The sequence below is a fragment of the Sphingobium sp. B11D3A genome, assembly GCF_025961695.1.
GTDB lineage: Bacteria > Pseudomonadota > Alphaproteobacteria > Sphingomonadales > Sphingomonadaceae > Sphingobium.
On the sequence record NZ_JAOQOE010000001.1, the window covers coordinates 542,848 to 559,345 of the forward strand.

Below are 16,498 nucleotides of genomic sequence, written 5' to 3' on the forward strand. Positions count from 1 at the left end.
GTGAGGGGATTTTCATGTTCATGTCTGGTTTCAACACGCGCGGCGCCCTGATGCTCGGCGCGGCGGCGACCGCGCTGGTCGCTTCGGCGGCGCAGGCCAAGCCGGTCGATTTCGATATTCCATCGCAGCCTCTGCCATCAGCCCTGCGGACGTTCGGGCTGCAAAGCGGCACGTCGATCGTCTTCTCGGCCTCGTCCACAGGCTATGGCCCGTCGGTCCCCATCAAGGGGCAGTATGAACCCAAGGAAGCGCTCGCCCGGCTGTTGGGAAGCGCACCGCTGCAGCCGCTGGAGCGCGGCAGCGGCTTCACCGTCGTGCGCATGGAGCCGCGACCTGCCGCCGCTATGGCCGCACCAGCGCCCGCCGCGCCTGCGCCGCAAGCCATGGCTCAGGCTGAGCCGGCGCCGGAGGCCGAAGAGGGCGATGCGATTGTGGTCACCGGCTCACGGATCGCCCGATCCGGCTTCACCGCGCCGACGCCTGTCACGCAGCTCGGTAGCGAGCGTCTGGCGAATACCTCGGCGGCCAGCGTTGGCGAGGCGCTTGCCCAGCTTCCCGCCTTTCGCGCCACCACTTCGCCAACCACGTCCGGCGTGACCATTGGCGCCGGTGGCGCCCGCACAGTCGATCTTCGCGGCTTGGGCGCGCAGCGCTCGCTGGTTCTGGTCGACGGGCGCCGGTTCGTGCCCAGCACGATTGCCGGCGCTGTCGACACCAATCTAATTCCCGGCATCCTCATCAATCGCGTCGAGCTGGTGACGGGCGGCGCCTCGGCGGCCTATGGCTCGGATGCCGTCGCCGGCGTCGTGAACTTCATTCTCGACAAGAAGATGCAGGGCTTCCGGGTCAATGTGCAGGCTGGCATCTCCGAGCGAGGCGAGGATAGCGATCAGCTGATCGCCGCCGCAGCAGGCACCAGCTTTGCCGGTGGACGCGGCCACGTCATCATCGGCGGCGAGTACAACAATAATCGCGGCATGGGCGGCTGCTACAGCTACGATCTGTGTGCGCAGGAATGGCAGGTTCTGACCAACACCGCCTACCGGACCAACGGTCAAGCAGCGCGGATCATCAGCCCGAACGTCCATACGGCGACGCAGACCTATGCGGGCAAGATCAACGCCCCGACCGCGCTCGCGACGATCCAGTTCGACGATGCAGGCAACCCCGTTCCATTCGTGCGCGGCCAGTATGCGACGCTGTTCATGCAGGGCGGGAGCGGGGAAGGGCAGAACGCCTTCCGGTCCGCTGGCGTTCTGAAAGTGCCTGTGGAGCGCTATGCCCTCTACGGACGCACCGAATATGAGCTGGGCGCGGTGACGCCGTTCATCGATGTGTCCTATGGCCGGGTGCGCGTCATCACGCCGGGCGCGCAGACCCGCGACACCAATCTGACCATCAATCGCGACAACCCCTATCTGCCGCGCTCGATCGTCAACCAGATGACCACGCTTGGCGCGCAGACGCTCACCTTCGGGCGCGTCGGGCAGGATCTTGGCGTGGCCGTTGGCGACAATGTCACCAAGACCTTTCGCATCGTCGGCGGTTTCGATGCCGATCTTGGCAATGGGTGGAAGGCGGACGCCTATTATCAATTCGGCCAGACTGACGCGAGCCAGATCGTCGAGAACAACCGCATCACCGCCAACTTCACGCGGGCGCTGGATGCCGTGGACGAAGGCCGGTTCCGCACCGGGGTGGACAATGGCAATATCGTATGCCGTGCGACCCTCAGCCCCAATGCTGCGGTCCGCGCCGCCGCGACGGGCTGTCAGCCGCTCAATCTGTTCGGGCAGTATCGCTTCTCGGAGGCGGCGCGCGCCTACAGCTTCGGCACCTCCGAGCAGCGCACGCGCTTTCAGCAACATGTGGTCGCCGCCAACCTGCGGGGCGATCTGTTCGACTTCGGCTCCGGCCCCGTCTCCATCGCGGTGGGCGGCGAGTATCGCAGCGAGCGTGTGAGCGGCACGGCAGACCCGATCTCGCTGACTAACGGCTTTTACATCGCAAACGCCTCGTCCTTCGGGCCGGAAACGATCAACATCGTGGAAGGCTATGCGGAAACCGTCGTTCCGCTGCTCCGCGACATGCCCGGCATAGAACTGCTCGAGTTCAACGGGGCGATCCGCCGCACGAATTACAGCACCAGCGGCTCTGTGACGACGTGGAAGCTCGGTGGCATATATGAGCCGGTCGAGGGCGTGCGCTTCCGTGGCACACGGTCGCGCGACATCCGCGCGCCCAATGCCGCCGAACTCTATACGCCGCTGGTGGCCTCGCAGGGCTCCATCTTCGACATCTCGAACAGCAGTCAGGTGCTTGCACGCGTGTTCCGCGGCGGCAACCAGTCGCTGCGGCCGGAAATTGCGGATACCACCACCGCCGGCGTCGTGCTTCAGCCGCGGATGATCCCGGGGCTGCGCTTCTCCGCGGATTATTACGATATCAAGATCCGCGACGCGATCGACCTCGTCGGCGCGCAGGTGATCACGGATCGCTGTAACGCGGGCGGGGCCAGCTACTGCGCGCTGATCACGCGCGACACCGGCCCCAGCGGCCTGATCACGGACGTGGTGGACCAGTATCTCAACGTCAACCAGATCAAGACGCGCGGCATCGACTTCGAGCTGGATTTCTCGAAGCGCTTCGGGGCCGATAACCGCATCGCCATCAACCTGCTGGCGACCCGCGTGTTCGATCTGATCCAGGTGGATGCGACGGGCTCTCTGGACCGCGCCGGGCAGACCGGGCGTCAGGTCGGCGGCCCGATCGGCGTGCCTAAATATACGCTGGATGGGACCTTCACCTTCGAGAAGGGACCGTTCGGTGCCACGGTGCAGGGGCACTACATTCCCAAGGGCAGCTATGATGCCAGCCTGATCGGGCCGGATGATCCCAATTACAGCAACACCTTGGCCAACAGCATCGACAATAATGTCGTGGACGACATGCTGACCTTCAATCTCTCGCTGCGCTACACCATCGGTGGGGCAGGGGATTCCACGATGCAGATCTATGCCGCGATCAATAATCTGTTTGATACGGACCCGCCCATCGCGCCGGGCAACTCGGTGACCAACCCTGTTTTCTTTGACCAGACCGGCCGCAGCTACCGCGCCGGCGTGCGTCTGAAATTTTAAGAGGAGAGAAAGAGATGACCCTGGAACGCAGAGATATTCTGACCGGCGCGGCGGGCCTCGGCCTTGCTGCTATGGCCAGCAGCGCCGGCGCACAGCGACGCGGCGGCGCGAAAGTGCCTGTCATCGACGTTCACACCCACAATTTCACCCCGCGCTGGGTGGAAATGCTGCGCAAGCACCCGGATGAAGACACTCGTCTCCTCGCCACGACGCCGGACGAAACAATCTCCTATCGTGGCGCGCCGATCGTGCGGCTGGCGCCGGATATGACCGACCTCGACATGCGCATCGCCGCCATGGACAAGGCCGGGGTCGATATCGCGATCATCAGCCTTACGGCGCCGAATGTGTTCTGGAGCACGCGCGAGGTTGCGATCCAGACCGCGCGCGAGGTGAATGACGACTTCGCGGCGGCGGAGAAGAAATATCCCGGCCGCATCAAATGGATGGCCTCGCTACCCTGGCAATATCCCGATGCCGCCATCGAGGAACTCGCGCGCGTGCGCGGCATGGGAGCCGCTGGCCTCTGCCTGATCACCAACATGGTCGGCATGCTGCCGGACAATGAGCATTTCCATCCGGTCTGGAAGGCGGTGGAGGAATCCGGCCTGCCGGCGTTCATTCACCCGACGGTGCCGATGGTCGACATCAAGAAGTGGGGCGTGGAATCTTTCGGCCTCGCCAACACCATCGGCTTCACCAGCGACACTGCGCTGGTGTATGCGCGCTTCATCCTCACAGGCTTCATGGACAAGTTCGAAGGGTTGAAGCTGATCGCCTGCCACGGCGGCGGCACGCTGCCCTACCTCATCGCACGGATGGACAAGATGTGGGAGAACACCACCAGCCGCCGGCTCGTCAACAAGCCGCCGAGCGCCTACTTCCGCAAATTCTGGTATGACGCGATCGTCTACGACCAGCCCACGCTCGAATTTCTTGTGAAGCAAGTCGGCGAGGACCGGGTGCTCTACGGCTCGGACTATCCCTTCTCCATCCAGGACATGGTCGGCGTGAAGGCAAGGGTCAGCGCGCTGCCGCCCGTGCAGCGGGACAAGATCCTGGGCACCAACGCGCAGCAGCTTTTCAAGATCTGAGCCACCGCGGCGAAAGCAAAACAGCGCAGGCCGCACCATTGGGTTGGTGCGGCCTGTTTCTTTTGGGTTGAGGCGGGCCGGCCTGGCGGCGCCATATCGGCAACCTTGCTGAGCTTGTTCGTTCTGTCGACATTATACGCGCGCTACGGCGCACGGATGGCGTAGGCAGAGAATGCCTACAAGCTGGCGATGGAAGGAGTCCCACATGGCGCATGATCATCACGGTGGTGGGCACGCCCATGATCATACCGCCGGGGCCAGCGCCCGGATGCTGGTCCTGGCTCTCATCCTCACCTCGATCTATCTCGTCGCGGAGGTGGTGGGCGCGTTTGTCTTCAACAGCCTCGCCCTGCTGTCCGACGCAGCGCACATGTTGACGGACGTGGCAGCGCTGGCGATCGCGCTGCTAGCCATCCGCATCGGTCGCAGGCCCGCCGATGACAAGCGGACGTTCGGCTATCGAAGGTTCGAGATTCTGGCGGCCGCGTTCAACGCGGTTCTGCTCTTCATGATCGCGATCTACGTCTTCACCGAAGCGATCTCGCGCTTCAACGCGCCGCAGGAGACGCAGTCCCTGGGCATGATGATCGTGGCGGCGATCGGGCTGGTCGTGAACCTTGTCTCGATGCGACTCCTCTCGGCCGGCAAGGACAAGAGCCTCAACGTGAAAGGGGCTTATCTGGAGGTATGGGCCGACATGATCGGCTCAATCGGGGTGATCGCGGGTGCCATTGCCATTCGCCTCACCGGGGCGACATGGATTGACCCGGCCGTGGCGATCGCGATCGGCCTGTGGGTCCTGCCGCGGACCTGGGTCCTCCTGCGCGATACCACCAACATCCTACTGGAAGGCACGCCCCAGGGGCTCGATCTGGGCGAGGTCCGCCGCGTTATCGCTGCCGTGCCGGGTGTCGCCGATGTCCACGATCTCCATGTCTGGTCGATGTCGAACGACGATATCAGCTGTACCTGTCATGTCACCCTGAGCGGGGAGGGGCGCGCGGATGCCATCCGCATGGCCGTGACCAAGGCCATCGCATCGCGCTTCGCCATTCACCATGTGACGGTGCAGACCGAAGCGCCCGATCTCGCCTGCGCGGAAGAGCATCGGCACGGATGAGAACGCGAGGCCCCCGACCGACTTAGAACATCTCCTGATCAAAGACTTTCCTGATCGAGCTCAAAACTCTCTTTTGAATATCATCTGAGCTTTTCTTGCTGCAGACGAACGTAATCCAGAACGTCGTTTGGTCACGAGATAATTTCACGATGTCACCACTCTCAACGGCAGAGCGGGCGTGATGATCGAGCAGGAACGTCTTGGCGCCCCTCTCAATGGCTTCCGCAATAATCTGGTCTGAAAAAACCTGAGACTGGATTATGTTGTGATTAAATTCGCGGGATTGAATTTCCTTGATGCAAATCTCGTTAACTCCGTGATTGGAGCTCGGAGTGACATAAGGCAAATCTTCGATGTTTATTTTTCCATCCACGCACATTTTATAAATGTTCGTAGGAACATAGACCGAGGCTAGAGATTTTTTGAGATAATGAAAATTCACCTGATCATTCTGCTGCACATATAATCTCGCGATGCAGAATGCACTGTGATTGGTGGAGATACGATTAACGATCTCCGTTGTCGATTCCAGAATCGTCAACCGCAATTTGCTCGGATAAACGGCTTCATTGATAATTTTTATTTTAGGCTTCACGAATGTTTCGAAGAAATAAGGCCTCGTTATAAATTCCAGATCCTCTTCGATACCTGCGTTCAATTTCGGCGACTGGATTTGCTTTTTAAGCTGAAGGGTTTCGTTCGCGAGTTTCAGCGTGCGCTGACCGCCGCTGGTTAGCTCCGGCGATTTTCCAGCCGCGCGGTCGAAGAGGGCCGCCCCGCACGCGCGTTCCAGAGCTTTTATCTGCTTGCTGACGGAGGCTTCGCTGATGTCGAGCTTATCCGCAGCCCGGCGGAATCCGCCGGCCTCCACCACCGCCAGAAAAATCTCGAGCTGTCTCGTCGTCGCCATACCCACACCACACCGATAACCAATTGGTTATCACGGTGATAGCCCGCCGGTACATTGCTTCTCAAGCGCTTTCCTCCGAACTGACGATCAACCGGCCCGCGAGAGGGGACGGATCAATGTTTATAAGGGGGAGGAATCGTGTCCAAGATTCGCACTTTACTCGTACGGGCCAGCGTCGTGGCCGTCGCATTATCTGCCGTCACGCCTGTTATGGCACAGGGACAAGCCACAATCGACAATAGCGCGCAGGAGGCCGATGGGGGCGTCGGCGATATTGTGGTGACCGCCCAGTTCCGCTCGCAGCGTCTTCAGGACACGCCGATCGCCATTACCGCGATGGATAGCGCGATGATGGAGTCGCGCAGCTATAACACCGTCACTGATCTTACGAACAGCGCGCCCAACGTCGTCTTGAAGCCGACGACCTCGGCCTTCGGCCCTGGCGCGGCGATCTATGTGCGCGGTGTCGGACAGGCGGATACCAACTTCGCTTATGAGCCGGGCGTGGGCCTGTATGTCGACGATGTCTATCATGGCACGGTCTTCGGTTCTCAACTGGACCTGCTCGATCTCGAGCGGGTGGAGATCCTGCGCGGGCCACAGGGAACGCTGGCGGGCAAGAACTCCATCGGCGGGGCAGTCAAGCTCTTCACCAAGAAACCCTCGGGCGAAGGCGGCTTCATCGAGGCCACGACGGGGAGCTTCGACCGCCTCGACTTGCGCGGTGCAGGCGATTTCGCGCTCGTGCCGGATCGGCTCTTCGTGCGTGTATCGGGCGCCACGCGCAGCAAGAAGGGGTATCTCGACCGGCTGGATTTCGGATGCGTCTACCCGAATAACGGGGTATTCACGGCCTCTGCCGCGGTGGGCAAAGATTGCGTGATCGGACAGGAAGGCGGCACGAAGTACACCGCCGGGCGTGTTGCTTTGCGCTGGGTCGCCAGTGACGACATCGAGGTCAATGTGGCGGCCAGCCGTTTGGTGGACGACTCAGAACCGAGCGCAACCAAGCTGCTCGCGATTACGGTTGCGCCGACGCTGACGCCCGGCATCACCAACCGCAACGTCTTCATCACCGGACCGGAATCGTACACAAACTACGCGAATTACACGACGCCCGCATTCACCGATGCCGGCGGCAGCCACAATACGGTCGTGTGGCAGCCTAATACGCGTCTTCGCACTTGGGAAGTCTCTGGCTCGATCGACTGGAAGCTCGGCCCTGATCTGGCTCTGAAGTCGATCACCTCGTATCAAAGCATATCCGGCCGTTATGGCACGGATTTTGACACGACGCCCTATGGCATCAACACCAACAACATCACCAATACCCATCACCAGTTCACCCAGGAACTGCGCCTCAATGGCACGAGCATTTCGGGGCTGCTGGATTGGACGCTGGGCGGCTATTATTATAAGGCCACCAGCTATATTGAGGGCGGCAGCATCATTGCGCCCGGGGCGGCAACCTCTTCCGTTTTCTATTCGGATGACACCATTCCGGCACGCAGCGTTTCCGGCTTTGCCCATGTCACGGCGCATCTCACGGATCGCCTCAACCTGACCGGCGGTATTCGCTACACCGACGACAAGAAGGACTATAACTTCCGTCGCTTCAACCCGTTCAACACGAGCCAGGTGAGCTATACCGCACAGCGCCTGATCGACGGTGCGGTGGGCAGTTACAGCGGCAAACGCTGGGATTATCGCGCCAATATCGATTATCGCCTGACCGACGATCTGATGGTGTTCGCGCAATATTCCACGGGCTTCCGCGGTGGTGGCGTCAATCCGCGGCCGTTCGTCATCCAGCAGGTGGTGCCGTTCAATCCTGAATCGCTGGAAGCCTATGAAATCGGCTTCAAGAGCGATATGCTGAATCGCGCTGTCCGGTTGAATGCGTCTGCCTTCATCAACAATTACAAGGACATCATCTTCTCGAACACGGCGCCAACCGTTGTGAACGGGGTTGTCCTGACACCGCAAAACGCGACCCCCACCAATGCCGGCGACGCCCGGTTCAAGGGGTTCGAGGCGGAACTGACCGTCAATCCGCTCCGTGGCCTGTCGTTCGACGGCAGTGTCAGCTACCTCGATTTCCAGCTCACGAAGCTGGGCGCGGCGGGCGCCACGATTGCCGGAATCACGCTCAATTCGATCGCGCCTTTCGTGACCGAGTGGAAGGTCAGCGCTGGTGCGCAATATGAGATCCTCGTCGGGAACGCGGGCACGCTGACCCCGCGCCTCGATCTCGCCTATCAGTCGTCCTTCTACACCAATTCGGACAATAACCCGGCCTCCCTGGTGCCGGCCTATACGATGCTGAATGGTCGACTGACCTGGCAGTCCGCCGATGAGGATTGGAAGGTCTCGCTCGCCGTGACCAACCTCACCGACAAGTTCTACTACCAGAACAAGACACGCCTGCCGATCGGCCTCGTCATCGGGACGCCCGGCGCGCCGCGTGAATGGTCGCTCACCGTCAGGCGGGCGTTCTGATCCGTTCCTGCCGCCCGGACACGCGCCGGGCGGCAGGGAATATGAGGGTTTTCCTGATGCAACTGATCGGCGGAACAACATTCACGATGGGGTCTGACGATCACGATCCGGAAGAAGCGCCGGCCCGGAAAGTGAGCGTTCGCTGCGCGCGGAATGCGTGAGCCAGAATAAGAGGACTACCCCAATGTCGCCCCGCTCTGCCAAGCTCCGCCTCTCTCTCCTTGTCGCCTCATTGCCGGTCCTGACCATGCAACCGGTGCCGGCCGTCGCGGCCGATGAGCCGGCGCAAACATGGCAGGCCTATCCCAAGGAGCCGGTCGCTCCCAAGGACGCACCCAATGTGCTGCTAATCATGACCGACGATGTCGGCTTCGGCGCAGCCTCGACCTTTGGCGGACCTGTCCCCACGCCGGCCTTCGATGCCCTGGCGCAGAGCGGACTGCGCTACAATGCCTTCCACACGACGGCGATGTGTTCCCCGACCCGCGCCGCACTGCTGACCGGGCGCAATCATCATGCGGTGGGGAGCGGATCGATTGCCGATGTGTCGCTCGATGCGCCCGGTTATACGTCCGTCATTCCGAAGAGCGCGGCGACCATCGCCCAGGTGCTCAAGATGAACGGGTATGACACCAGCTTCGTGGGCAAAAATCACAATACTCCCGTGTGGGAGAACACCCCGGTCGGGCCGTTCGACAATTGGCCCAACGGCATGGGCTTCGATTATTTCTACGGGTTCAACGCGCCCTATGCCGATCAATTCAATCCCGCCTTGATCGAGAACCGCAACACGGTGCGGGCGCCAGAGGACCCCGATTACATTCTGGATCGGGATCTTGCCGACAAGCTGATCCACTGGATTGACGTGCAGCATAACCTGCGGCCGGAGCATCCCTTCTTCGCCTATTTCGCCTCTGGCTCGACGCATGCGCCGCATCAGGCACCGCCCGAGTGGATCGCGCGCTTCAGAGGCCAGTTCGATCAGGGATGGGACGTGCTGCGCCAGCAGACCTTCGAGCGGCAGAAACGGCAGGGCATCATTCCGGCCAACGCTCAGCTCTCTCCGCGCCCGGAGCAGATTCCGGCGTGGGATCAGGTCAGCCCCGAAGTTCAGCGCGCTTACGCGAAGCAGATGGAAGTGGCCGCAGCGCAGCTCGCTTTCTTCGATTTCCAGATCGGGCGCGTGCTCGATACGCTGCGGCAGAACGGCCAGCTCGACAATACCATGGTCGTCTACATCCAGGGCGACAATGGCGCGAGCGAGGAAGACCTGCGCGGCAGTGCGGACCTGCTCCGGGTCATTGCGGGAAATCCGACGACCGACCAAGACCTGATTGCCGCGATGGGCGACTATGGTGGCCCCAAATCCTTCGGCACTTATCCGGCCGGCTGGGCCTGGGCGACCAACGCGCCGTTCCAGTGGGGCAAGCGCGTCGCGTCGCATCTGGGCGGCCTGCGCGATGGGATGGTGGTGAGCTGGCCGGCGGGGATCAAGAAGGGCGGGGCGATCCGCCAGCAATTCACCCACGTCATCGACGTCGCGCCGACCATTTTCGAGGCCGCAGGCGTTTCCGCGCCCGACGTCGTGAACGGCGTCCAGCAGCAGCCGATCGATGGGACGAGCTTTCTCTACACGTTCAAGGATGCGGCGGCGCCAGAGCGGCATCGCGAACAATATTTCGAGATGCTGGGCAACCGGGCCTATTACAAGGATGGCTGGATGGCATCGACCCTGCCGGGACGGGCCCCCTGGGATGGGGCAGCCAAGACGCAGCCGGCCGATTTCAAATGGGCGCTCTACAACCTTCGGAGCGACTGGTCTCAGACGGAGGATGTCTCCTCCCAACATCCCGCGAAACTGGAAGAGCTCAAAGCGGATTTCGACGCCGCCGCGCGTCGATACGCCGTCTACCCCCTGAATGCCGACCTTCATACGCGGATGGCGCCGCAGTTCCGGCCGTCTTTGCTCGGGCAGAGGACCAGCTTCACTTACTACCCCGGCGATACGCGGTATACGAACTACGCTTTCCCAATGGTCGCCGCCGGCTGGACCGTGACCGCCGACGTATCGACTGCGGGCCCAAGCTCCAGTGGGCCGATCTACGTGCAGGGGGACCATTTTGGCGGCATGGCGCTGGTGCTGAACGCAGGACGCCCCACCTTCATCGTGAATCCCGGGAGTGCCGGGACGCCGGTGGAGATTTCTCTCCAAGATGCGCTGCCAGCGGGGCGTTACAAGATTGCGGTAGATTTCGAACCCGTCCCTGCAGGCGGTACTACCGTACGCCTCAGGGTCGACGGCGCCGAGGTCGCGTCCACGGCGGTAAGCCAGGCTCTCCGCGGCCGTGGCGATGCCTATATCGGGCGCGCCGGGACGGCGCCGCTCTCCTACACCCCGTCCGTGGCGCCAGTCGCAAGCCGCTGCACCTGCGACATCGCATCCGTCACGATCAGCAAGAACGCCCGGTAACCAGGAAAGACCGATCATGCCCATGAAATCCCGTATCGCCCGCATCGCAGGATCGACGGCGCTCTCGCTCCTGGTCCTGGCCCACGCCGGCACAGCGATGGCGAAAGAGCCCGCAGATCGCACGCAAGCGCCGGAATGGCGCTATTATCCCAAGGCACCGAGCGCCCCCAAGGGCGCGCCGAATGTGCTGCTGATCATGACCGACGATGTAGGCTTCGGGTCGGCAAGCACCTTCGGCGGCCTGATCCCGACGCCGACCTTCGACGCCCTTGCCAAGCGGGGCCTGCGGTACAATGAGTTCCATACGACCGCGATGTGCTCGCCCACCCGCGCGGCTCTCCTCACCGGCCGGAATGCCCATGCCGTCGCGTCGGGCTCGATCACCAATGTCGCCATCGATGAGCCGGGCTATACCTCTGTCATGCCCAAAAGCGCGGCGACCATCGCGCGCGTGCTGCGCGACAATGGCTATGACACGGCGTTCTTCGGCAAGAACCACAACACGCCGGTCTGGGAAACCGGGCCGATGGGCCCCTTCGATCGCTGGCCCAGCGGGATGGGCTTCGACTATTTCTACGGCTTCAACGCTGCCGCCAGCGACCAGTTTCGCCCCGAGCTGATCGAGAACCGCAACGCCATCGAGCCTCCCAAGGATGGCGATTACATTTTCGACAAGGACATGACCAACCATCTGGTGGACTGGTTGCGGGTGAAGTGGAGCCAGAAGCCCGACAATCCCTTCTTTGTCTATCTCTCCCCCGGCACCATGCACTCGCCGCATCAGGCGCCGGCAGAATGGATCGCGCGTTTCAAGGGGCGTTTCGACATGGGCTGGGATGTCATGCGCCAGCAGATCTTCGACCGGCAGAAGCAGTCAGGCACGATCCCGGCCAATGCGGTTCTGACGCCCCGGCCCGATGCGGTGCCGGCCTGGGACAGCCTCAGTCCGGAGGCCAAGCGGACCTATGCCCATCAGATGGAGGTGGCGGCCGCGCAGCTTGCCTATTTCGATGACCAGCTGGGCCGGGTGATCCGCGAGATCGAGGCCAATGGCCAGCTCGACAACACCATGATCATTTATCTGCAGGGCGACAATGGCGCCAGCATGGATAGCCGGCGCGGCGCGGTGCAGGAGTTGCAGAGCCTGATCGGGATTGAGCCCACCGAAGCGGAACTGATCGAAACATCGGACCAGAACGGAACCCCGCATAGCTACTCGAACTACAATGCCGGCTGGGCATGGGCGCAGAACGCACCCTTTCCCTGGGGCAAGCAGATCGCCTCGCATCTCGGCGGGCTACGCGATGGGCTGGTCATCAGCTGGCCTCAGCGCATCAAGGCGACCGGGCAGGTCCGTAGCCAGTTCCACCATGTGATCGATATCGCGCCGACGATCTATGAGGCAGCCGGCGTCGTGCCGCCGACGAAGGTCGATGGCGTCGCGCAGCAGCCGATCGACGGCGTCAGCATGGTCTATAGCTTTGGCAATGCGGCCGCGCCCTCCACACGCCGCGCGCAATATTTCGAGATGCTGGGCAACCGCTCCTATTACAAGGATGGCTGGCTGGCCTCGACTACGCCGCCCCGCGCGCCCTTCGACCGCTCGACCACCCCGCTGGACCCGTCGACGTTCAAGTGGGAGCTCTACAACCTCACGCAGGACTATTCGCAGTCGCGCGATCTGGCCGCTCAGCATCCCCAGAAACTGGCCGAATTGCAGAAGGATTTTGAGGAGGCAGCACGGCGCTATCAGGTCAATCCGATCCAGGCTGACCTGATCGGGCGTGTGGGGGCGGGGAAGCGGCCCTCGCTCGTCGATGGTCGCAACCAGTTCACTTATTATCCGGGGCCAACCCGTTATCCGCAGGGGACGTTCCCGGCCCTCGGCATGGACTGGACCATGCGCGCCGCGATCACCACCGCGAGCCGGAACGCGAAAGGGCCGATCGTGATCATCGGCGATGAGGCCGGGGGCGGGGGCCTGATCATGCAGGATGGTCGCCCCACCTATCTCTACAACCCGAGCGGGCGGGAAGCCGAACGCGTGCGGCTGGAAGGCGAGCCAGTCTCCGTCGGGCGGCATGATGTCAGCATCTCGGTCACGGCGGCACCCAAGGTCGGCCCGCGCGCCGCGACGATCGCCATGATCGTGGATGGCAAGGTGGTGCAGTCGCAGGCCGTCGCAGTCTATTACCCGCTGCGGGGCAGCGGTGTGATCGGCCGGTACAATGTCCGCACCCTGCTGGAGAACATGGCCGAGCCGGCCATGTCCGAACTCGCGATCGACCGCGTCACCTTCGAGAAATCAGCCAAGTGAACTGAGAGGGAGGAGACGGCAGCCAGCTGCGGCCTCCCTTGTCCTGGCAGAAGTTAGGGTAACAAGTGCGTGAAAAAATTCATCAAAGCTTCCGCCGCCGCCTTCAAGGCCACCACAAGCGTGCTGGGCCTCTCGCTGATGCTGTGGGCACAACCGGGCGTCGCGCGAACCTATGATGCACCCAAGGCTCCGCCGAACATCGTCCTCGTCATACTGGACGATGTGGGCGTTGACGCAGTGTCCGACATGTATCCTGGCATGATCGATCGTCTCGTGGAGCAGTACGGACCCTCGGGGCTCAATCATCCGAATTACCGCGCGATCAAGGGGCGTCCGGCCTCCACCCCCGTGCTGGATCGTCTGGCGGGGGAGGGGCGCACTTTCACCAACGCCTGGGCGCAGCCTTTCTGCTCACCGACCCGCGCATCCATGCTCACGGGCCTCTATGCCCACAATACGGGACTGCGCGATTATGAGGATTGGCTGTCGCAAACGCAGCATTCCTTCGTGGAGGATCTGCAGGCCGCCGGCTACACATCCGCGGTGTTCGGCAAATGGCACATGGCTGGCCTTAACCAATATCCCGGCATGAAGCCCAAGGAAGCCGGTTTCGCGCTGTTCGAAGGGAATCTGAACGGAGCGATCACCGATTACTGGCATCATGATTATCAAGTGCAGGATTCTACCAGCCCTGACTCGGAATGGCGAACCGAGCCGGCGCCGGTCCGCTCGCTGCCGGGCATCGCTCCGACCAGTTTCGAGCCGGTCGTGCGGGCCGCCGATACGCTTAACTGGATCAGGCGCAACCAGGCTGAAACGCCGGACAAGCCGTGGTTCGCCTGGCTCGCGTTCAACATGGTCCATATCACGGCAGGGCCGCAGCCGTCGTTCGTACCGAATGCGGATACGCTCGATGCCAAGTCCCGCGCCGAGATCGAGGCTTGTGGCGGAAAGTTCGGCACCACGGAGCTCGGCAACTGCTCCCCGCCGGCCCTGAACCGGTCCTGGGTCAATTCGACCGATACGGTCCTCGGGATATTCCTCAAAGAGCTCAAGAAGCTCAGCCCGGACACCTATGTGATCATTCTGGGCGATAATGGCACGCCTATGTATGGCCGCCCGGCGGTCGATTTCATCGACAATATGTACCTGACGGCGAAGGGCAGGGCCAAGGGCACCGGTTATGAAAGTGGCATGCGGGTGCCACTGGTGATGCTGGGGCCGGACATCAAGCCGGGCTACAGCGATGCGCTGTCACACGTCGTCGATATCTACTCGACCGTCCTCGATCTGGCGCATGTGGCCCAGCCGGAGCAGGTTCCCAATCGCGCCGGGGACATGATTCCGCTGGACTCGGTGTCTCTCGCGCCTGTCCTCTTCGACGGAAAGGACAGCGTCCGTGACGAGGAGAAAGACTTCATCATATCCGAAACCGCAATCCCTTTGAAAGACAGGGAGCGGCAGGTCGCCATCCGCAACAAGCGCTATAAGCTGCTGTATATCAAGTCAGAAACGGGCAATCCCTCCTGCGCTTATTACGACCTCGCGAACGACCCGCTGGAAGAGTTTCCGATATCCAAAGCCGAGGTCGGCAGCCTGTTCGACGGGAGCATGAAGGGACTGAACATATCCTGTCAGGGCGGATCCTGATAATTTTGGCAGGCGTGCAGGATGACAGAATTTCGTCCTGCACGTTACCGCACTTGTCCGAAACCGCTTGGAGCGAGCGGACGCCCGACACGCGGGCATGACGGAATGGAACGGATCGGTTCAGATCGTCCCGGCGCGCGTGGGGGCAGAGCGTACCGACTCGTGAAGCGAACCCCACTGCCTTGGCACAAGTTCGATAATAGTAATTATGTTAAATCCATGCCGTCAGCCAGCAGTGGGTTGATCATTACGACCACCGATACCCGCCCCGTTATATCGCCCTAACCTGTCCTTCGTGATCAGCCAGAAAAATTCCAGATTGCGGGCGTAGCGCATGGCGTAGCGTCGTGGGTCGGATACGACGCGGTGAAACCATTCGAGACCGAGCTTGCGCATCCATACCGGCGCGCGCTTCACGACTTGCGCTTCGTAGTCAATTGTGGCGCCTACGCCCATGAAAAGCTTGACACCTGGCATGCGGTGCTTGTGGCGACTGATCCAGATTTCCTGCTTCGGGGCCCCCAAGCCCACCACCAGGCATGTCGCGCCTGAGCGGTTGATCATGTCGATCGCTGCGTCGCACTCGGCTGGGTCGTCGACGAAATTCATGGACGGACCATGCGCGCCCACGACGATTTGGCGCCCGGCCAAGCGATTGATCCGCTCCTGGGCCGCCTGAGCGACGCCCGGCTTCGCGCCGAGCAGGAACATCGTGACCTCGGGATTGTCGGCATGGTGGCGCCAGTATGCCGGCACGATGTCCGAGCCGCATGCTTTCTTCATCGGGCCTCGACCAGTGAAGACCACGCCAGCCTTCACATATTTGCTGTCGCAAGAGATGACGGTCGCGGCCGAATAGGCTTCGCGGAAGGCGGCATTGCGCTGGAGCTGATACAGGTGATCGACATTGGCGGTGAAGAGAACATCGTCATCCAGATTGGCGACAATTTCTTCGACTGACAGGTCATCGAGCCAGATGTTCAGCAGCCTGACTTTGCGCCACGTTTGGCCATTGGAGCGCTGGATTGTCCGGATATCCGTCATTCTGTTCCGCATTCGGGGATCTGAGGGAGTTTCCTCTTATAGATGGATATTGGGTTTGAAATGGTTAATCGCAGAGCATAACGGTTTTGCGAGGGCCGCCTTCGTTGGGCGCTCATGCGCGGTCCTGACAGCTTCCCGCATTGACGGGCGCGCTTCACGGTCATACTCGGGCAGTGGGCGCCCGTAGCTCAGCAGGATAGAGCATCAGATTCCTAATCTGGGGGCCACAGGTTCGAATCCTGTCGGGCGCACCA

9 protein-coding genes and 1 tRNA gene are annotated in these 16,498 nt (G+C 61.8%); 8 read left to right on the forward strand and 2 right to left on the reverse strand.

Features of this window, described 5'->3' with window-relative positions:
- Positions 1-14: 14 nt before the first annotated feature.
- The 3 genes from M2332_RS02595 (at position 15) to M2332_RS02605 (ending at position 5,354) form a co-directional block, all read left to right on the forward strand.
- Positions 15-3,140, forward strand: coding sequence for a TonB-dependent receptor domain-containing protein (locus tag M2332_RS02595; RefSeq protein ID WP_264572856.1), 3,126 nt, complete (start codon positions 15-17; stop codon positions 3,138-3,140).
- Between the two features lie 14 nt (positions 3,141-3,154).
- Positions 3,155-4,234: an amidohydrolase family protein gene (locus M2332_RS02600; RefSeq protein ID WP_264572857.1), complete on the forward strand. Its 1,080-nt coding sequence runs from the start codon at positions 3,155-3,157 to the stop codon at positions 4,232-4,234.
- 205 nt (positions 4,235-4,439) lie between these two features.
- Complete coding sequence (locus M2332_RS02605) at positions 4,440-5,354, forward strand: cation diffusion facilitator family transporter (RefSeq protein WP_264572858.1); 915 nt, start codon at positions 4,440-4,442, stop codon at positions 5,352-5,354.
- Positions 5,355-5,376: 22 nt separating this feature from the next.
- On the opposite strand, the gene M2332_RS02610 is transcribed toward M2332_RS02605, so the two are convergent.
- A complete protein-coding gene (locus M2332_RS02610) occupies positions 5,377-6,264 on the reverse strand; it encodes a LysR family transcriptional regulator (RefSeq protein WP_264574874.1) in 888 nt (295 codons plus the stop codon).
- 138 nt (positions 6,265-6,402) lie between these two features.
- Between M2332_RS02610 and M2332_RS02615 the strand changes: the two genes are divergently transcribed.
- The 4 genes from M2332_RS02615 to M2332_RS02630 all read left to right on the forward strand — a co-directional run bounded on the left by M2332_RS02615 (position 6,403) and on the right by M2332_RS02630 (position 15,200).
- Positions 6,403-8,763 (forward strand): TonB-dependent receptor, encoded by a 2,361-nt coding sequence (locus tag M2332_RS02615; RefSeq protein WP_264572859.1) that lies wholly within the window; start codon positions 6,403-6,405, stop codon positions 8,761-8,763.
- A gap of 184 nt (positions 8,764-8,947) precedes the next feature.
- Entirely contained in the window at positions 8,948-11,233 is a 2,286-nt protein-coding gene (locus M2332_RS02620) for an arylsulfatase (protein ID WP_264572860.1), read from the forward strand.
- 16 nt (positions 11,234-11,249) lie between these two features.
- A complete protein-coding gene (locus M2332_RS02625; protein WP_264572861.1) occupies positions 11,250-13,550 on the forward strand; it encodes an arylsulfatase in 2,301 nt (766 codons plus the stop codon).
- Positions 13,551-13,619: 69 nt separating this feature from the next.
- Complete coding sequence (locus M2332_RS02630) at positions 13,620-15,200, forward strand: sulfatase (protein ID WP_264572862.1); 1,581 nt, start codon at positions 13,620-13,622, stop codon at positions 15,198-15,200.
- Positions 15,201-15,425: 225 nt separating this feature from the next.
- On the opposite strand, the gene M2332_RS02635 is transcribed toward M2332_RS02630, so the two are convergent.
- Positions 15,426-16,244, reverse strand: coding sequence for a WecB/TagA/CpsF family glycosyltransferase (locus tag M2332_RS02635; RefSeq protein WP_264572863.1), 819 nt, complete (start codon positions 16,242-16,244; stop codon positions 15,426-15,428).
- Between the two features lie 177 nt (positions 16,245-16,421).
- Between M2332_RS02635 and M2332_RS02640 the strand changes: the two genes are divergently transcribed.
- Positions 16,422-16,498 (forward strand) — tRNA-Arg (locus tag M2332_RS02640).